General features: G+C 68.9%; 16 protein-coding genes and 5 tRNA genes. 4 read left to right on the top strand and 17 right to left on the bottom strand.

What is annotated here, in order from left to right; all coding sequences use genetic code 11:
* On the bottom strand, window positions 1-247 hold a 247-nt coding region (locus tag FWJ67_RS09425), incomplete at its 3' end, for a hypothetical protein (protein ID WP_414482485.1).
* Window positions 248-531: 284 nt separating this feature from the next.
* On the opposite strand from FWJ67_RS09425, the gene FWJ67_RS09420 reads away from it, so the two are divergent.
* Entirely contained in the window at window positions 532-1,761 is a 1,230-nt protein-coding gene (locus FWJ67_RS09420) for an MFS transporter (protein WP_304174617.1), read from the top strand.
* Here FWJ67_RS09420 and lonB read toward each other — a convergent pair.
* From lonB to FWJ67_RS09395, 5 genes are all read right to left on the bottom strand, one after another.
* A complete protein-coding gene (lonB, locus tag FWJ67_RS09415; protein WP_414482738.1) occupies window positions 1,695-3,458 on the bottom strand; it encodes an ATP-dependent protease LonB in 1,764 nt (587 codons plus the stop codon). The genes FWJ67_RS09420 and lonB overlap by 67 nt on opposite strands.
* Before the next feature lie 168 nt (window positions 3,459-3,626).
* Entirely contained in the window at window positions 3,627-4,883 is a 1,257-nt protein-coding gene (gene clpX / locus FWJ67_RS09410; RefSeq protein WP_304174612.1) for an ATP-dependent Clp protease ATP-binding subunit ClpX, read from the bottom strand.
* A gap of 15 nt (window positions 4,884-4,898) precedes the next feature.
* A complete protein-coding gene (clpP, locus tag FWJ67_RS09405; RefSeq protein ID WP_414482194.1) occupies window positions 4,899-5,498 on the bottom strand; it encodes an ATP-dependent Clp endopeptidase proteolytic subunit ClpP in 600 nt (199 codons plus the stop codon).
* Between the two features lie 89 nt (window positions 5,499-5,587).
* Window positions 5,588-6,997: a trigger factor gene (tig, locus tag FWJ67_RS09400; RefSeq protein WP_304174608.1), complete on the bottom strand. Its 1,410-nt coding sequence runs from the start codon at window positions 6,995-6,997 to the stop codon at window positions 5,588-5,590.
* Between the two features lie 101 nt (window positions 6,998-7,098).
* A tRNA-Leu gene (locus FWJ67_RS09395) sits at window positions 7,099-7,184 on the bottom strand.
* Window positions 7,185-7,389: 205 nt separating this feature from the next.
* On the opposite strand from FWJ67_RS09395, the gene FWJ67_RS09390 reads away from it, so the two are divergent.
* On the top strand, window positions 7,390-7,575 hold the full coding sequence (locus tag FWJ67_RS09390; RefSeq protein WP_304174606.1) for a small, acid-soluble spore protein, alpha/beta type: 186 nt from the start codon (window positions 7,390-7,392) through the stop codon (window positions 7,573-7,575).
* Between the two features lie 41 nt (window positions 7,576-7,616).
* On the opposite strand, the gene FWJ67_RS09385 is transcribed toward FWJ67_RS09390, so the two are convergent.
* The 11 genes from FWJ67_RS09385 to FWJ67_RS09335 form a co-directional block, all read right to left on the bottom strand.
* Window positions 7,617-8,447: an ABC transporter permease gene (locus FWJ67_RS09385; protein WP_304174603.1), complete on the bottom strand. Its 831-nt coding sequence runs from the start codon at window positions 8,445-8,447 to the stop codon at window positions 7,617-7,619.
* Window positions 8,444-9,451, bottom strand: coding sequence for an ATP-binding cassette domain-containing protein (locus tag FWJ67_RS09380; RefSeq protein ID WP_304174601.1), 1,008 nt, complete (start codon window positions 9,449-9,451; stop codon window positions 8,444-8,446). Before FWJ67_RS09380 ends, FWJ67_RS09385 begins: the two co-directional genes overlap by 4 nt.
* A gap of 225 nt (window positions 9,452-9,676) precedes the next feature.
* Window positions 9,677-9,752, bottom strand: a tRNA-Lys gene (locus tag FWJ67_RS09375).
* Window positions 9,753-9,783: 31 nt separating this feature from the next.
* Window positions 9,784-11,274 carry an ATP-binding protein gene (locus FWJ67_RS09370; protein ID WP_304174599.1) on the bottom strand — a complete coding sequence of 497 codons (1,491 nt, stop codon included), beginning with the start codon at window positions 11,272-11,274 and terminating at the stop codon, window positions 9,784-9,786.
* Window positions 11,275-11,440: 166 nt separating this feature from the next.
* Window positions 11,441-12,733, bottom strand: coding sequence for an ABC transporter permease (locus FWJ67_RS09365; RefSeq protein WP_304174597.1), 1,293 nt, complete (start codon window positions 12,731-12,733; stop codon window positions 11,441-11,443).
* A 61-nt stretch (window positions 12,734-12,794) separates the two neighbouring features.
* The gene (locus FWJ67_RS09360; RefSeq protein WP_304174594.1) at window positions 12,795-14,030 is read right to left on the bottom strand and encodes an ABC transporter permease; all 1,236 of its coding nucleotides are present in this window, start codon (window positions 14,028-14,030) and stop codon (window positions 12,795-12,797) included.
* Window positions 14,027-15,541 carry an ABC transporter ATP-binding protein gene (locus FWJ67_RS09355; protein ID WP_304174592.1) on the bottom strand — a complete coding sequence of 505 codons (1,515 nt, stop codon included), beginning with the start codon at window positions 15,539-15,541 and terminating at the stop codon, window positions 14,027-14,029. The genes FWJ67_RS09360 and FWJ67_RS09355 overlap by 4 nt, the downstream gene beginning before the upstream one ends.
* A gap of 93 nt (window positions 15,542-15,634) precedes the next feature.
* A complete protein-coding gene (locus FWJ67_RS09350) occupies window positions 15,635-16,669 on the bottom strand; it encodes a BMP family lipoprotein (RefSeq protein ID WP_304174590.1) in 1,035 nt (344 codons plus the stop codon).
* Window positions 16,670-16,866: 197 nt separating this feature from the next.
* Window positions 16,867-16,943, bottom strand: a tRNA-His gene (locus FWJ67_RS09345).
* A gap of 108 nt (window positions 16,944-17,051) precedes the next feature.
* Window positions 17,052-17,127, bottom strand: a tRNA-Arg gene (locus tag FWJ67_RS09340).
* Between the two features lie 128 nt (window positions 17,128-17,255).
* Window positions 17,256-17,329, bottom strand: a tRNA-Gly gene (locus FWJ67_RS09335).
* Window positions 17,330-17,564: 235 nt separating this feature from the next.
* Here FWJ67_RS09335 and FWJ67_RS09330 point away from each other — a divergent pair.
* Together FWJ67_RS09330 and FWJ67_RS09325 are read left to right on the top strand one after the other, a co-directional pair.
* A complete protein-coding gene (locus tag FWJ67_RS09330) occupies window positions 17,565-18,020 on the top strand; it encodes a hypothetical protein (protein ID WP_414482737.1) in 456 nt (151 codons plus the stop codon).
* A gap of 15 nt (window positions 18,021-18,035) precedes the next feature.
* On the top strand, window positions 18,036-18,348 hold a 313-nt coding region (locus tag FWJ67_RS09325), incomplete at its 3' end, for an MBL fold metallo-hydrolase (protein ID WP_414482736.1).

The raw sequence follows: 18,348 nt of genomic DNA, 5'->3' as shown, positions 1-18,348 counted from the left end.
CGTGTCGGTCGGCCAGGAAGATGATCCGGTCCTCCACCGGCGACCAGGCGATCTCCCGGACGGACTGCTCTTCGAAGGCCGTCCGCTGGGAGGGCCAGCCCCCTTCCCACGGCTGGATCCAGAGGTTGAACTGGCCCGAGGCGTCGGTGACGTAGGCCACCCGGTCGCCCCGGGGGGCCATAGCGAGGCTGGTGAAGTACCGACGGTAGGCGAAGAACTGCTCGAACGGCCGCGTGCTCCTGGCCATGGCTGGACCCCCTGCAGGCTGAAACGTGTTGCTCTATCCTTCCAGGTGGCCCGTCCTTCTTCCTCTCCTGCCACCGCCCTGTCTGGGAGCCTCAGGCATAGTGGGCACTGGCGGGGTGGGCGGAAGGCGCGAGGCGCCTCCCGGCGCCGGGCCCCCAGGGCGCGGTGGCTCTCGCCCGCGCGCGCTCAACCACCTCGAGAGGGGCCTGGCGCAGCGGCCCGGCAGGAGGGCAACGAGCCCCGTGGAATGGGAAAGACCGGTGAGCAGAAAGGAGCGACCTCCCCATGGCGCACCCTGACGGGCCCACCCCGTTTTCGGCCGCCGCGCGGCTAGCGGTGGCGGGCACGGGCTTCGTGCGGGCCGTGGCCGAGCTGATCATCTTCGGGTATCTCCCCATCCGCCTCCACAGCGCGGGGGAAGAGCGGCTGACGGTGCTCGCGTTGATCTCCGCCATCCCCGCCTTGGTTCGGTTCGTGGGCTCGGGGGCGTGGGGAGCGGCCAGCTCCCGGTCGGGCCGGATCAAGCCCTACCTGGTCCTGGGCTTTGCCGCCCTCCTGGCCGTCCTGCTCCTTCTGGGGCGCCTCACCGAGCCGTGGGCCGCGGTCCTGGCCGTCAGCCTCGGCTCCCTCCTCTTCTCGGCGGTGGCCCCTCTCTCCAAGAGCCTGGTCTCCCTCCTGGCTTCCGGGGAAACCAGCCGGAGCCTGGCCGGCTGGCTCCAGGCCGAATCCCTGGGCTGGTTGGTGGGCGGCGCCGCCATCTCATGGGTGGGGACCCGACCCGAGGGGTTCCAACTCCTGCTGGCCCTGGCGGCGGGCTTGATCGCCGGCGAGCTGCTCCTGATCCTGATGGCCCTGCCGGAGGTCCCGGCGGCCGCCCGAGAGGAGAAGGCGATGCCTCGCCTCCTGGACCTGGCCAAGGCCGTGGCGAGCTCCCGGATCTGGCGGGCCCTGGTCGCCTTCGCCACCCTCACCGTCGCCTCCGAGGGGACCTTCACCGTCTACGGGATCTACCTGACGGGCATCTTGGGGGGCAGCGAGCGCCTTTATGGCGCCTCCCTCACCCTCTCCACCCTCCTGGGTGTGGCCACCTACTGGGCGCTCGGCCGCCTCAGCCACCGCCTCCGGCCCGAGCGGCTCCTGCCCGCCGCGGCCACTGCGTATGGCATCACCTACGTGATCATGACCAGCTGGCGGGACCCGCTGGTGATGGCCGCGCTCTACGCCCTCCCCCTCTACACCGTCGCCCGGACCGGGGTGATCTGGCAGATCGCTCGGGAGACGGCCCCGACCGAGCGGAGCGCGGCCATGGGCTTCCTGGACGGCAGTGAGGCCCTGGCCATCGGGGTAGGCTCCCTCACGGCCGGGGCCATCGCCGACGGGCTGGGCTTTCCCGCCCTCTTCACCACCTTTGCCCTGGCCGCGGGGCTGGTCGCCCTGGCCAGCCACCGTCAGCCCGACGCGGAGGCGGCCGGCGGGCGGAGATCGGAGGCCGGCTCGGGACGGTACTCCTTCTGAGACGGTTCCGCGGCCACCGGCTGGGCCGGGGGCGCCTCAGGCCGCCGGGGCTCCACCGGGCTCAGGGGCTCCTCCGCGTGGCGGAGCAAGGCCAGGCGCAGGACCTCTTCCACCCGTTCCACCGGGCAGATCTCCATGGCCTCGCCCGCCTCTTGCTGGAGGATCTCCTGCCAGTTTTCCCGGGGAATGACCACCCGCCGGATGCCCGCCAGCCTGGCCGCCCCCACCTTGGCCACCACCCCGCCCACCGGCCGGACCAGCCCCCGGACCGAGACCTCCCCCGTCATGGCCACATCGGGCCGGACGGGCTCGCCGGTGATGGCCGAGTAGATGGCGGTGACCATGGCGAGGCCGGCCGACGGCCCGTCGATGGGCACCCCGCCGGGGAAGTTGACGTGGATGTCGTACTCCTCCGTCTTGATGCCCAGATGGGTCCGGAGGACGGTCAGCACGTTGTCCACCGACGACCGGGCCTGGCTCCGCCGGCGCAGGGTCATCCCCGGACCGCCCATCTCCTCCTCCTCCATCACCCCGGTGATGGTGAGCCGGCCCTGGCCAGCGGCGGCCGGCGCCGCCACCGCCTCCACCTCCAGGAGGGTCCCCATGCTGGGCCCGGAGACGGCCAGGCCATTGACCACCCCCACCTGGGGGCTGTCGGGCACCCGGGGCTGGTGCCGGGGCGAGTGGTGCCCCGCGTTGACCGCCCACTCCACATCGGCCCGGCGGATGACGGAGCGCCCCTCCATCTCCGCCACCCCGGCGGTGATCTGGACCAGGTTGACCGCCTCCCGCCCGTTGGTGGCGTACTCCTTGATCACCTCCAGGGCGCCGGGCTCCAGCTGGAAGCGGATCCGGGCCGCCGCGTTCTGGGCAATGAGCCCCACCTCGTCGGGCGTGAGAGCCCGGAAGAAGATCTCCACGCAGCGGGAGCGGATGGCCGGGGGGATCTCATGGGGCATGCGGGTGGTGGCGCCGATGAGCCGGAAGTCGGCCGGGAGGCCGTGCTGGAAGATGTCGTGGACGTGGGAGGGGATGTTGGGATCCTCGCTGGAGTAGTAGGCGCTCTCCAGGAAGACCCGCCGGTCCTCCAGCACCTTGAGGAGCTTGTTCATCTGGATGGGGTGGAGCTCGCCGATCTCGTCGATGAAGAGGACCCCGCCGTGGGCCTTGGTCACCGCGCCCGGCTTGGGCTGGGGAATACCGGCGATGCCCATGGGCCCCGCGCCCTGGTAGATGGGATCGTGGACCGACCCCATGAGGGGGTCGGCGATGCCCCGGTCATCGAAGCGGGCGGTGGTGGCGTCAATCTCCACGAAGCGGGCCGACGCCTTGAAGGGGGAACGGGGGTTCCGCTTGGCCTCTTCCAAGACCAGGCGGGCGGCCGCCGTCTTCCCCACCCCGGGCGGCCCATACAGGAGCACATGCTGGGGGTTGGGCCCGCAGAGCGCGGCCCTCAGGCAGGTGAGGGCGTCCTCCTGGCCGATGATCTCCTCAAAGCGGGTGGGCCGGGTCTTTTCGGCCAAGGGCTCGGTGAGGGAGATGGCCCTCAGGCGCTGGAGCTTCTCCAGCTCCCGGCGGGACTCCCGTTCCACCGCGCTCCGGTTCACCTGCTGGGCCCGGAGCAGGTTCCAAAAGTAGAGGCCGATGACGACGCCAAAAAAGAGGTTGACCAGGCTGAGCAGGCTGATCCACTCCATGGCGGACCCCCCTCGGGTAACGTGCCCCAAAGCCCGCGCGGCAGGGCCAGGGCCCAACCGCTAGTCTGTCCCGAGGGTGGGCCGCCTCATCCAAAGGAAAGCAGCCCTGGAAGCGGGTGCCTCCAGGGCTGCCAAGGTTGGCCAACTGACCCAGGCCCAGTGGGGGGTTCAGGCCGTCTCCTCCTTGGCCTTGCGGATCTCGGGGTACAGGTGGGGCTCCTCCCGGCCCTCGATCACCCCGGCGGTGATAACGCACCGCTTCACGTCGGTCCGGGAGGGGATGTCGTACATGACGTCGATGAGGGTCTCCTCCAAGATGGCCCGCAGGCCCCGGGCGCCTGTCTTCCGCTCCATGGCCTTCCGGGCGATGGCCCGCAGGGCCGCATCCTCGAAGACCAGCTCGACGCCATCCAGCTCCAGGAACTTGGTGTACTGCTTCACCAGGGCGTTGCGGGGCTCCACCAGGATCCGCACCAAGGCATCCTCATCCAGCGGATCAAGGGAGACGATGATGGGCACCCGGCCGACAAACTCGGGGATCATGCCGTACTTGAGCAGGTCCTCCGGCATGATCTGGCGGAGCAGCTCGCCCACGTGATGCTCCGTACGGGGCTGGATGTCGGCGGTGAGGCCCATGCTCCGCTGGCCGATCCGACGCTCAATGATCTTCTCCAGACCGTCGAAGGCGCCGCCGCAGATGAAGAGAATGTTCGTGGTGTCGATCTGGATGAACTCCTGGTGGGGGTGCTTCCGGCCCCCCTGGGGCGGCACGCTGGCCACCGTCCCCTCCAGGATCTTCAGCAGCGCCTGCTGCACCCCCTCGCCCGAGACGTCTCGGGTGATGGAGGGGTTCTCCGACTTGCGGGCGATCTTGTCGATCTCGTCGATGTAGACGATGCCCCGCTCGGCCTTCTCCACGTCGTACTCGGCCGCCTGGATCAGCTTGAGGAGGATGTTCTCCACATCCTCGCCCACGTATCCCGCCTCGGTGAGAGAGGTGGCGTCGGCGATGGCAAAGGGGACGTTCAGGATCTTGGCCAGCGTCTGGGCCAGCAACGTCTTGCCCGAGCCAGTGGGGCCCAGCATCAGGATGTTGCTCTTCTGGAGCTCCACATCGTCGATGCGGACGCCCGAGTTGATCCGCTTGTAGTGGTTGTACACAGCCACCGAGAGGATCTTCTTGGCTCGTTCCTGCCCGATGACGTACTGGTCCAGGATCTCCTTGATCTCCTTGGGGCGCGGGAGGCTGTCCAGCTCCACCTCGACGTCGTCATTGAGCTCCTCCTCGATGATCTCGTTGCAGAGCTCAATGCACTCGTCGCAGATGTAGACCCCGGGGCCGGCGATCAGCTTCTTGACCTGCTCCTGGGCCTTGCCGCAGAAGGAGCACTTGAGCTGGCCCTTCTCGTCCCCGAACTTGAACATGGTAGTACCACCCCTCTACCTCTGCCCCGAGTGATCCCGGACGAGGATGGAGTCGATCAGACCATACTCCTTCGCTTCCTCCGCGGACATATAGTAGTTCCGATCGGTATCCCGTTCCACTTTCTCGAGCGGCTGCCCGGTGTGCCGGGAGAGGATCTCGTTCAGGTTCTGCTTGGTCCGCAGAATCTCCCGGGCCTCGATCTCAATATCGGCCGCCTGCCCCTGCACGCCGCCCCACGGCTGGTGGATCATGATCCGGGAGTACGGCAGGGCGTACCGCTTGCCCGGCGCCCCGGCCGCCAGCAGCACGGCCGCCATGCTGGCCGCCAACCCGAGGCAGATGGTGGAGACGGCGGGCCGGACATGCTGCATGGTGTCGTAGATGGCCAGGCCGGCGTAGACGTGCCCGCCTGGGCTATTGATGTAAACCGAGATGTCCTTCTCCGGGTCCTCCGACTCCAGGAAGAGCAGCTGGGCGATGACCAGGTTGGCCAGCTGGTCGTTGATGGGCCCCCCGATGAAGACGATGCGCTCCTTCAGGAGGCGGGAGTAGATATCGTATGCCCGCTCGCCACGATTGGTCTGCTCGACCACCATCGGCACCAGGTACCCCATCCTGCCGTGTCGCCTCCGTTCACTCTATGCTCTGCGTCCCTGCGTGGATGGATGCATCCTGCTCCCAGGCGCTCCCTGGAAGCTTCCCCTCAGCCTTGCGCGGCTTCCTCTCCTGAAGCCTTCTCCGTCGTCGAGGCCTCATCCTCGCTGCTGGCGGCAGCCACCTCCGAGGCCTCGTCGTCGGCCGGGGCCTCCTCCGGTACCTCCACGGTCTCCACCTCGGACAGGGAGACCAGGTGGTCCAGGGTCTTCCGGACCCGGAGGGAAGCCCTCAAGCTCTCCTTTTGCTCAGGCTCTTCGAGGTAGCGGCGGAGTGCGTCAGAAGAAGCGGCGTTGCGGGCCACGATCTCGTCGATGCGCTTGGCCACTTCTTCTTCGCTGACCTCGATTCCTGCCGCCTCGGCCAGGGCGTCCAGCACTAAGCGGGTCTTCACCCGGCGGGCCGCATCGGGCCGGAAGCGCTCCTTCAGCTGGTCAAGGGTTTGGTTCTCGTGCTTCAAGTACTCCTCGAGGGTAAAGCCTTGGCGGGCCAGCATCTCGGCGAACTCCTGCAGGACGTGGCCCAGCTCGTGCTCCTCCATGGAGGCGGGGATCTCCACCTCGGAGGCGTCCACTACCTGGCGGAGCAGGTCGTCCCGGAGGGCGCTGTCGGCCTCCTTCTCCGCGTCCTCCTCCAGCCGGGCGCGGATATCGGCCCGGAGCTCCTCCAGGGTCTCCTTGTCGCTCACGTCCCGGGCGAACTCATCGTCCAGCTCGGGGAGGCGCCGCTCCTTGATCTGGTGGACCGTCACCCGGAAGACCGCCTCTTTTCCGGCCAGGTCCTCCCGGATCCCCTCGGTAGGGAACTGGACGGTCAGCTCCCGGGTCTCGCCCCGGCGCAGCCCCACCAGCTGGGCCTCGAAGCCATAGCCCGCGGGCTGGTCCCCGGCGACGACGGTCGCCCCCTTGGCGGCGCCGCCGGCGAAGGGCCGGCCGTCCACCGTTCCTTCATAATCAACGAGGACGTAATCGCCCTCCCGGACCTGGTCGTGCTCGCTCTCCACAAGCTCCGCCTGCATCTCCCGGAGCTCCTGGAGAACCCCGTCCACCCGCTCCTCGGTCACGGGCCGGTAGGGCCGCTTCCCCTTCAGGCCCCGGTACTCGCCCAGCTTCACCTCGGGCCGGACGTCCACCTCGGCCTTGAAGCGCATGCCCTTGCCCGGCTCAAACTCAAGGACATCCACGTCGGGCGGGGCGACGGGCACCACCGCCGTCTCCTTGATAGCCTCCGCGTAGGCGGTGCTGACCAGGTCTTCGATGGCGTCGTCGTAAAGAACTTCCGGCCCCAACCGCAGCTCCAGAATGCGGCGGGGCACCTTCCCCTTGCGGAATCCCGGGATGGTCACCCGGCGGACCACTTTCCGGTAGGCCCGCTCCAGGGCCTCCTCCACCCGCTCGGGTCCCAGTTCGATCTCTAAGCTGACTCGGCTGCGTTCCAGTCGTTCGAGGGTGGTCTTCACCCGGCACCGCTCCTCTTCACAGTTCCTTCCTCGGCCCCGCACCGCAGGGGCCGCGGAACGGGTCCGACCCGCGTGCCGGGCCGCCACGTGCAGGAAGTGGTTGGTGCGGGCGGAGGGATTCGAACCCTCAAGGGCAGAGCCCATGGGATCCTAAGTCCCACGCGTTTACCAGTTTCGCCACGCCCGCTTGGTTGAGATGCGCTTCCACCCCGCGATGGGCACAGTACGCCCTGGGACGCGGTATGGGGGAAGCAGTGGTCATAATACCATTGGTGCCTGGGAGCGTCAAGCACAGGGCCCGGAAGCCTTCAAGGGCACCAGCACCGTCCAGGATTCCCAAGCGCGCGGGCGCGTGCCCGCGGGGCAGACTGGTCCACGGAGGTGGACGCGCGATGGCTCGTCGCCGCGGGCTCATGTCGGACGCGCTCAAGTACGAGCTGGCTCAGGAGCTGGGCTTCGCCAACAAGGTCCGGAACGGGGACTGGGGCGAGGTGACCACCCGGGAGGCCGGCTCCTTGGTGCGGGCCGCCATTGAGCGGGCCGAACGGCAGGCGGCCGGACGCCAGAACCAGCGGTAACCTCCGGCCTCCCGGCTCAAGCCGGGAGGCCCGCCTTTCCTCTACACCACCGACTTCTCCAGCTCCCGGGTGGCCAGGCGGGTCATGAGCCCAGCCACCAGCAGCAGGGCCACCACCCCCGCGGCGATGGCCGGCCAGTTCCAGCCATGGAGGACCAGATCCCGCACCGGGCCCACGGCCCAGCTGACAGGGTTGATCCGCGCGATGGCCGCCAGCCACCCGGGCATGGCCGCCCGGGGGAACATGGCGTCGCTGGTGAAGATGAGGGGCAGGGTGAAGAAATTGATGACGGCCATGAGGGCCTCATGGGTCCGCAAGACCGCGGCCAGGGCGAGGGAGAAGCCGGCCATGGCCAGGGCGAAGAGGCCGCTCAAGAGAAGGACGGCCACCAGGCCCGGCAGCCCCGTGGCCAGCCGGACGCCCATGAGGAGGCCCAGCCCCAGAATGATCACCACCTGGAGCATCCCCTGCACCGCCGCCGCCGCCATCTTGCCCAGGGGGATGGCCTCCCGGGGGATGGGGCTGGCCATCATCTTCTGGAGGAAGCCGAAGCGCCGCTCCCAGGCCACCGACATCCCGCTGAAAAGGCCGGCGAAGAGCGCGGTCATCACCACGATGCCCGGCAGCATGAAGGCCACGTAGGAGTCGGTCCCCAGGAGGGCTGAGGCGGCGAACTCGGCCGTCAGGCCCTGGAGCATGTTCCCCATGAAGACCAGCCAGATGATGGGCTGGGCCACCAGGGCCAGGATCCGCATGCGTTGGCCCACAAACCGCCGCATCTCCCGCCAGAAGACCACGTAGACGTCGTGCGCCCAGGTTCGCACGCCCAGCCGGGGCGCTTCCAGGACGGCCTGCTGCTCCAGAAGGCTCATCGCCGGATCCTCCTCATGCGCATCCGGGCCTGCATCCCTTCATCCCGGCTGCCGCTTTCGGCCCGCAGCTCCTTGCCCGTGTGGGCCAGGTAGACATCGTCCAGGGTGGGCTTCTTCACCGTGATGGCGTGAGGGGCCACCCCCGCCTGGGCCAGGGCCTGGATGATGGGCACCACCGCGTCGTCGCCGTTGGTCACCACCACCTGGAGCTGGCCGTCCGCCGCCTGGACCGACCGGACCGGCGGCAGGGCCTCCAGGATGGCCTGGGCTTTGGCCTGGGCTTCGGCGCCGTCCAGCCTCAGGTGGACCAGATCGCCGCCGATGGCCGCCTTCAGCTCCTCCGGCCGGCCCACCGCCCGGATCTGGCCCTGGTCGATGATGGCCACCCGGTCGCAGAGAGCGTCCGCCTCTTCCATGTAGTGGGTGGTAAGGAAGAGGGTCATGCCGAACTGATGCTTCATCTGCTCCAGGTAGGCCCAGATCTGCCGGCGGGTCTGGATGTCCAGGCCCAGGGTGGGCTCGTCCAAGAAGAGGAGCCGGGGCCGGTGCATCAGCCCGCAGGCGATGTCCAAGCGCTTCCGCATGCCGCCCGAGTAAGTCTCCACCAGGTCGTCGGCCCGGTCGGCCAACCCGACCAGCTCCAGAAGCTCCTGGCTCCGGCGCCGGTTCTCCGCCGGGGAGAGATGGTAGAAGTTGCCCTGAAGCCAGAGGTTCTCCCGCCCGGTGAGGGCGTCGTCCACGGCCAGATCCTGGGAGACGTAGCCGATCTGGCTGCGGACGGCAAAGGGGTTGACGGTGGGGTCCAACCCCACCACCCGCATGGAACCGCTGGTGGGACGGAGGAGGGTGGTGAGCATCATGATGGTGGTCGACTTGCCGGCGCCGTTGGGCCCGAGGAAGCCGAAGATCTCCCCCTCCTCCACCTGGAAGGAGAGGCCCCGCACCGCTTCCACGCCGCCGGGGTAGGTCTTGCGCAACTCTTCCACGTGAATGATGGGTGCCACTCGTCGTCCCTCACGTTGGATGGAAGTGGGCGCCGCGACTCGGCTCCAAGATACCCTTCCAGGCAGGAGGGGTCAATGGGAAGGATCCGCATTCTTGACGGGGTGGCGGGGGAAGGCGGCGCGTCAGCCCGGGCGAAGGCACCTTGAGAAAGCAGGGACGGGGCGGCCGTGCCCGACGTCCCGCCCAAACGCGACGAAGGCCCACCGCTGGGCCTCCGCAACACCTGGTGGGCCGCCAGGGAATCGAACCCTGGACCTTGGGATTAAAAGTCCCCTGCTCTACCAACTGAGCTAGCGGCCCATAGGTACCTTACGGCGCAGAACTCCGTCTGTCAAGTCGGTTCAGACCACCGGCCCAACCAATCCCGGACGAATTGGGCGGCGGTCCGGGGGGAGCGCTCGTTTTGCCAGAGGGCCCACTGGAGGGCCTCCCGCTCCAGGGTTTGGCGGTCCACCACCCAGGGCGGCTGAAGCCGGCCTGCCTCGCCGTCGGGCGCCGGGCCCGCCGCCCCTCCCGGCTGGCCGGACGAGCGGGGCCGCACCCCATCGGGCTGGCCCTCCACAATCCGGACCCCCGCCTGCCGGGCCAGGCCCTCCACGATCCGGAGGTAGAGGGCCTGGTCGGCCGCCTCGAAGAAGACCGTCATCCCGAAGCGGTCGGCCAGGGAAATCTGTTCGTGGATCTCATCCTCCTGGCGCAAGCTGGCCCCCCGCCGCTCCCGAACCACGTGGCGCCGGTTGGAGGTGGCGTAGAGGCGGACGTGCTCCGGCCAGAGCTCCAGCGCCCCCTCCAGAGCCACCTTCAGCTGGCGGGCTGCCGGATCGTCGGGCTCCAAGGCCAGGTCGTCCAGGAGGATCACGATGGGATGGGGTTGGTCCCGGAGCTGGTTCAGGAGCTGGGGAAGCTCCCCCACCCGGTCCAGGGGAAGCTCCACCAGCCGGAGCCCCCGGGGGCCGAAGGTGTGGACCAGGGCCCGCACGGTGGCCGACTTGCCCGTCCCCCGGGGGCCGTAAAGCAACAGGTGGTGGGCCGGCCGCCCCGCGACCAGGCGCTCGGTGTTCTCCACCACCGCCTGGCGGGCCGTCTCATAGCCCACCAGATCCTCCAGGCGGGTGGGGTCCAGGGCCCGGACGGGCTGGAGCCCCCGTCCCTCTCCCTCCCAGCGGAAGGCCACGAACTGGCCCCAAAGACCGCAGCCCACGACCCGCCAGTACCCCACCAGATCGGGGAGGGCCTGGGCCCAATCCTCCAGCCCCACCAGCCGCTGGGCCACCCGCGCGGCCCCGTCCGGCCAGGGGCCCGCGGTCCCGGGCCTCGCCGTCCCCCGCAGCCCGGCCAAGGTCCCGGGCGGCCAGGCCGGCTCCCACCGCCGGACCGCCGCCTCCAGCACCTCGGGGCGGAAGTGGGCCAGCCGCTGCAGCATGCGCAGGTCGTGGGCGGCCGCCGCGAGCAACGGGGGTGGGAGCTCCCCCAAAGGCTCCCGACCGGCGGCCTTCCCGCTGACCGCCCGGCTGAGGGGGTTCTCGTCGGCCAGAAGCCCCTCCACCACCGCCCCGAACCAGAGGGGCGGCCCCTCCTGGGCCGCGTCGGCACCCCGGGAGGGCCCTGCCGGCCCGTCGCCCAACCCATACGCCCAAGCTTGGCGAGTAAGGTGGGCGGCCCGCTCCCACACCGGCCCGTTCCGCTGGGGATCGCCCGCGGGCCCACCCGCCAGACCCTCCAGCAGGGCCAGAAGCGCCTGCACCAGCGGCGAGCGTTCCACCACCCCGCCGAACAGGATCAGCCGCCGCCCGGCCTCAGCCGCCGCCTCCAAAGGATTCACCTGGGTCTCCCTCCCCCATCCGCCGGCATCGACCGGCACCTCCCCCGTCTGGCCCGGCCGTGTCCAACCAGCCGTTCGGGCCCGGGGCGCCCACCCTGGTCCGCCCATCATACGGAAACGGGCGCTCCCCGGGGAGCGCCCGCCAGCCAGCGGAACGCGGCCCGCCTCACTTCTCGTAAGGCTGGCCGTCGGCCGCCGGCGGGGTGGCCCGCCCCACCAGCCCCGAGATCACCACGATGGTGACAATGTACGGCGCCATCAGCAGGAACTCGGAGGGGATGGGGATCCCCAGGATCTGGAGCCGGGTCTGGAGCGAGTCGGCGAACCCGAAGAGGAGGGAGGCGCCGAAGGCCCCGGCCGGCGTCCAGTTGCCGAAGATCATGGCGGCCAAGCCGATGAAGCCCCGGCCCGCGGTCATCTGCTCGTCGAAACGGCCCACCGACCCGATGGTGAAGTAGGCCCCGCCCAACCCCGCGAGCACCCCGCCCAACAGGACGGCCGCGTACCGCATCAGGTACACGTTGACCCCCAAGGTGTCCGCCGCCCGGGGATGCTCGCCCACCGCCCGCACCCGCAGGCCGAAGCGGGTACGGAAGAGGAGGATGCTGAGCCCGATCACCAGGGCGATGGTCAGGTAGAAGAAGAAGTTCCCTTCGAAGAGCAGCGGCCCAATGACGGGGATCCGGTTGAGGACGGGGATCTTCACCGGGGCGAAGGTGCCCGCTCGGTTGAGCCAGTTGAAGGCCGGATCCTGGAGGAAGCGGCCGCTCAGGTAGCTGGTGAGCCCCACCGCCAGGATGTTGATCACCGTGCCGCTGACGATCTGGTCCACCTTGTATTTAATGGAGAGCACCCCGTGGACCCAGGCCATGAGCAAACCGGTGAGCATCGCCACCAGAAGCCCGATCCAGAGGCTCCCGCCGCTCAAGGTGGTGCCCAGGACCGCCCCGAAGGCAGCGGTGAGCATCATCCCCTCAATGGCAATGTTGATGACACCGGAGCGCTCGCACATGACACCGCTCAAGGCCGCCAAAGTGAGGGGCACCGCCCGCACCAGGGTGCTCTGGAGCATGGCCAGCAGGTTGAGGCTCTTACCCGCCGCCGCCCAGATGAGGAAGGCGCCTACAAAGCTGAGGAGCGCCAGGCCCAGGGCCAGGTTGGCCCGCCGGGGCGCCCGGTACGCCCAGACCGCCATGGCCAAGGCGAAGAGAGCGAGGACAACCAAGCCCGGCCGAGACGGGATGACCCAAGGGGCCACCCGGGCCGCGGCCCCCTGGCCGCCGGCCATTCGGAAGGTGGTCACCACCCCGTCGGGAACCACCCGGATGAACAGGACGGCGATGGCCAGGGCCACCAAGACCGACGCCACCACAGGCCCCCAGCGCTTGGGCTCCACAACAGGGGCCGCCTCCTCGAGGAGATCGGCCGAGACGGGACCGACCGGCTGCAGTTGGCTCATACGCGATCCACCCTCATCCACTTCCCTCGTCCGTTCCCGTGGCTCCCGCCGCAGCAGGTGCTCATGCGCTCCCCCACCCCCGGGTGAAGACCTCCTGGGTCCGCTCGGCGGCTGGCTTCAGGCGGTAGATCTTCCGGATCAGAGCCTCGGCCGCGATGAAGATGATGACCAGCGCCTGAACGATGGTGATGATGTCAATGGGAATGCCGGCCGCCGACTGCATCCGGGTGGCCCCGCTCCGGAGGAAACCGAAGAGAAGCGCGGCGGCCACCACGCCTGCCGGGTGGCTCTTGCCCAGGAGGGCCAGCGCGATGGAGTCGAAGCCGTACCCGGCCGAGAAGCCCTGGCCCAGCCACCGGTCCACGCCCAGGGTCTGGGAGACGCCCGCCATGGCCGCCAGGGCCCCGGAGATGGCCATGGCCGCCACCGTGACCAAGGCGACCCGCATGCCGGCCACCCGGGCCGCCTTGGGGTTGGTCCCCACACTCCGCATCTCGAAGCCGAAGTTGGTCCGGAAGAGGAGGTACCAGACCCCCACAGCCGCCAAGAGGGCCAAGACAAAGCCCCAGTGGAGCCTCAGCGGCTCATCGAAGAAGCGGGGCAGCCAGGCGGTGGGCAGGACTTCGGGGGTGATGGGCACCCACCCGGGCCGGCCGTCGGGACCCGGCCGCTTCATGGGCCCGTTGAGGAGCCAATCGCTCAACCGGTAAGCGATGTAGTTGAGCATGATGGTGTTGACCACCTCGTGGGCCCCGGTCCGGGCCTTGAGCCAGCCGGGAATCCCGGCCCAGATGGCGCCCGCCGCCATACCGGCCAGGATGGCCAGGGGCAGGTGGATGAAGGCGGGCAGGCCCGTCACCGCGTAGCCCACGTAGACCGAGGCCAGGGCTCCCATGAAGAGCTGCCCCTCGGCGCCGATGTTGAAGAGCCCCGCCCGGAAACCGACGGCCACCGCCAGCCCGGCAAAGATGTAGGGCGTGGACGTGACCAAGCTCTCGGAGAGGGCGTAGGGGCTGCCGAAGGCGCCCTGGAAGAGGGCCCCGAAGGCCGTGGCCACACTCCGCCAGGCCGTCGCGAAGAAGAACCCCGGCCGGGTGGTGATCTCATCCCACGCGGCCCAGACGGCCGGATCGGTGACGACGATGAAGATGGCGCTGATGATGAAGCCGGTAAGAACGGCCAGGATGGGAATAAGGCTCCAGGAGGTGGCCGCCTCCAGGATGGCCGCCACCCCGCTCCGCTGCCGGGGCCCCTGGCCCGTCGGCGTGGTGCTCTCCAGCCGCTGCTGCTCGCTCATGCCACCGAGCCCCCCGTCATCAGGAGTCCGAGCTGGGTCCGGTCCGCTTCACGGCTCTCCAGCAACCCGACCACCCGCCCCCGGTAGAGAACGGCGATCCGGTCCGAGAGGGAGAGGATCTCGTCCAGCTCCGTGGAGACAACCACCACCGCCGCGCCCCGGTCTCGGGCCTCAACGATCTGCTTGTGGATGTACTCGATGGAGCCCACGTCCAAGCCCCGGGTCGGTTGCGAGGCCAGGAGGAGCTTGATGGGCCGGGAGAGCTCCCGGGCCGCGATCACCTTCTGCTGGTTGCCCCCCGACAGGGTCTGGACCGGGACCTGGACCGAGCTGGCCCGGATGTCGAAGGCCTTCACCAACTGCTCGGCATTCTCGCGGATCTGGTCCCGCTGCAGGACGCCCCGCTGGCTGTAGGGCGGCTGGTGGTACCGGTTGAGGACCAGGTTCTCGGCGACAGGGAAAGGCAGGATCAGCCCATCCCGCTGCCGGTCTTCGGGGATGTAGCCCACCCCCATCTCTGCCAGCTGCCGGGGCGAGGCTCCCGTCACTTCGTGCCCGTCGATGAGGATCCGCCCCGCATAGGGCTTGCGCAGCCCGAAGAGGGCCTCCATCAACTCCGTCTGGCCGTTCCCCTGCACCCCGGCAATCCCCAGGATCTCCCCGGCCCGCACCTCAAAGGAGACGCCTCGGACCGCCGGCTGGCCCTGGTCCGACTCCACCCAGAGGTTGTCCACGGTGAGGACGGGCTTGCCCGGCCGGGCGGGGGCCTTTTCCACCGAGAGGACCACGTCTCGGCCCACCATCATGGCCGCCAGCTCCTCCTCGCTGGTCTCCTCAGGCCGGCGGGTCCCCACCACCCGGCCCTGGCGGACGACGGTGATCCGGTCAGCCAGGCTGAGGGCCTCCTTCAGCTTGTGGGTGATGAAGAGGAGGGAATGGCCGCTCTTCACCAGGTTGCGGAGGATGGCGAAGAGTTCTTCCACCTCTTGGGGCGTCAGCACCGCGGTGGGCTCATCCAAGATGAGGATCTGGGCATCCCGGTACAAGACCTTGATGATCTCCACCCTCTGCTGCACCCCGACGGGCAGGTGCTGGACGAGGGCATCCGGATCGACCTCCAGCCCGTACCGGGCCGACAGCTCCCGGATCCGCTGGGAGACCCGGCGGGTGTCCAGGAAGAACCGGCCACGGGTCGACTCCTGGCCGAGCATGACGTTCTCGGCCACGGTCATCACCGGGATGAGCATGAAGTGCTGGTGGACCATCCCGATGCCCCGGGCGATGGCATCAGCCGGACTGCGCAGGGTGACGGGCTCGCCCCTGATGAGAATGGACCCCTCGTCGGGGGCGATGAGGCCGTAGAGGATGTTCATCAAGGTGCTCTTGCCCGCGCCGTTCTCCCCCAGGAGGGCGTGGATCTCCCCAGGGTAGAGGGTCAGGTCGATGTGGTCGTTGGCCAGCACGCCGGGAAAACGTTTGACAATGCCCTTCAATTCCAGGATCGGTTCCACCCGTTGGCGCACCACCTTACCGTGGCGGGGACCCGCTCCCCGCAGAAACCGCGGAGCGCGCCCGGAGAGACCCGGGCGCGCTCCAGGTTGACCTTACGAATAGAGGATGGCGTCGATGTCGATCTCGCCGCTGATGATCCCCTGGCGGACCTGCTCCAGCTCCTCCTTGAGCCAGTCGGGGACATCGTCCTCGAACTCGTGGAAGGGAGCGATGTCCACCGCACCCATGGCCAGGGTGCCCCAGTAGAGCCCGCCGGTGAAGGTGCCGTCCGCCACCGACTGGATGACGTCAAAGACCGCCTGGTCCATCTTCTTGACGACGCTGGTCAGGATGACGTCACCGAACTCGGGCGCGGTGAGGTACCAGTCGGAGTCGACGCCGATGATCATGGCGCCCCGCTCCTGGGCGGCCGCGGCGGCCCCCAACCCAACCGGTCCGGCGACGGGCATGATGATGTCCGCCCCCTCATCCATCAGCGCCTCAGCCAGACGCCGGCCGTCGTCGGTGCTCTCGAAGTTGCCCGCGAAGAGCCCCTGCTCGGTCTTGGCGTTCCAGCCGAGAACCTGAACGTTGGTCCCCTTCACCTGGTTGTAGTACTTGACGCCGGCCTCAAAGCCGTCCATGAAGATGGTGACGGTGGGCAGCGCGATGCCGCCGAAGGTGCCGACGACACCCGTCTGGGTCATGCCGGCGGCCAGGTAGCCAGCCAGGAAGGCAGCCTCATCGGTGGCGAAGAGGATGTCCCGGATGTTCTCAACGGGCGGATCGTAGGAGTAGTCGACAATCGCGAACTTCTGATCGGGGAACTGCTTGGCGTAGTGGAGCGTCGCATCGCCCAGCAGGAAGCCGACGGTCACAATCAGGTCATAATCCTGCTCGATAAACTCGAGGATGTTCCGGGCATAGTCGGACTGCTGCTGGGACTCGAGATACCGGCCGTGGATGCCCAGCTCCCGGATGGCCCGGACGATCCCTTCCCAGCTCCCCTGGTTGAAGCTCTTGTCGTCGACGCCGCCCATGTCGGTGACCATACCCACCTTGAGGGTCTGGGCAGCCGCCGGGCCAGCGGCCAGAGCCAACGCCAGAGCAGCCACAAGGATCCCGGTCAGGATCGGAAGTCGCCTCACGTTGAACCCCCCTTGTTGAGTCACGCAGGGAGATCGTCCTCCCCCCAAAGATTCGATTCCCGCCAGCCGGTTCCTTCGCAGGCGGACTTTCCCAACGATCGGAGAGGTTTTCCGGGGGTTCGCGGAGGCCAGCGAAAGGTTTGCAAACGCGCCAGCGGCCGTCCCAAGGACGGCCGCTGGCCCATCGTGGGATGGTTTGGGGTGAGTGACCGGATTCGAACCGGCGACCTTCGGGGCCACAACCCGACGCTCTAACCAGCTGAGCTACACCCACCACGCTGGTGCGTTCTCAAGTGTACCATGGGCGTGCCCACCCGTCAAGGCAAGGCCTGCCTGCCCCAAGCCCGCTGGCAAAGAGGCGGTCCGATCCGGACCGCCTTTCTGGCGCGCCTGGAGGGATTCGAACCCCCGACCGTTGGCTTAGAAGGCCACTGCTCTGTCCCCTGAGCTACAGGCGCCTGCGGAGCTGCACCAGGGGCTGCCGGCCGCCCCAAGGTCCGGAGCCGCCACCGCCAGTATACCGTCGCCCGAGGGGCAGCGTCAACGAACGAACGCCGGCGTCCGCTGGGACGCCGGCGGCAGGATCTGGAGCGGGTGAGGGGAATCGAACCCCCGTCACCGGCTTGGAAGGCCGGCGCTCTACCATTGAGCTACACCCGCACGCCACCCGACACCCTTCGGGCCCGACGCCCGTACGGTGCCCGGGGTGCCAAGGTTGAGTATAGCACAGCCCTGCGCGGGCTCCAAGAGGGTTTGGGCCGGGTCTGGCCTCCGGGGGCTCCAGTCGGGGCGATGGCGGCCGATATGGTATCACCGAGGAAGCCTCCACCCGCCAGGGGCCGGCCGAGGGCGGCCGCGGCAGACGGTGGGAGCGAACCAGGGAGGGGATGACGGCATGGAGCGGCTGCGCCAGGGCCTGGTGCTGGTCATCGTGGGCATCGTCCTGTACTTTCTCGTCCGGGAGCAGGGGAGCGGCAGCGGCGGGGTGATCCTCGCCCTCATCGGGAGCGCCTTCATGGTCTTCTACGCCCTCACCAACCAGTCGGGCTATCTGGTGCCCGGCGGCCTGATGACGGGCCTGGGCATCGGCATTGACTGGCCCCACGCCTGGTGGCCCGGCTTCCAGGGTTCGACGGTTCTCATCGGGCTGGGCCTGGGCCTCTTGGTGGTCTGGGTGGGCAGCCGCCGGGGTGAAGGCCACTGGGCCCTGGCCTCCGGGGTGGTCCTCCTCCTGGTCGGGGCGCTGACGGGGGTGGGGGACATCATGGCCTTCTTGAGCCTGTGGTGGCCGGTGGTGGTGGCGGCCATCGGCCTCTGGGTGATTCTGGCAAGGTCGCGGAAAGCGTCGTAGGCCGAGGGCGCCCCGATGAGGCTGGAACGGGTCTCCGAACACATTTGGAGCCTCACGGTCTGGGTCTTGATCCCGGTGCGGGTGTGGTTGGTCCGGGATCCTGAAGGCGGCGTCACTCTGGTGGACGCGGGGCTCCCCTTCATGGCCCGGGGCATCCTCCGGGCGGTGGAACGCCTCCACGCCGGCCCCTTGCAGCGGATCCTCCTCACCCACGGGCACTCCGACCACGTGGGGGCGCTCCGGCGCATCGTGACCCAGACCCCAGTCCCCGTCTACGCCCACGCGATCGAGATCCCCTACCTGGAAGGCGCTCTCCCCTACCCGCGCC

Origin of the sequence: Limnochorda sp., from assembly GCF_047459355.1 — a bacterium.
Taxonomy (GTDB): Bacteria; Bacillota; Limnochordia; order Limnochordales; family Limnochordaceae; genus Limnochorda.
The sequence above is the reverse complement of the archived record's forward strand: the minus strand, read 5'-3'. Positions and strand labels throughout refer to the sequence as shown.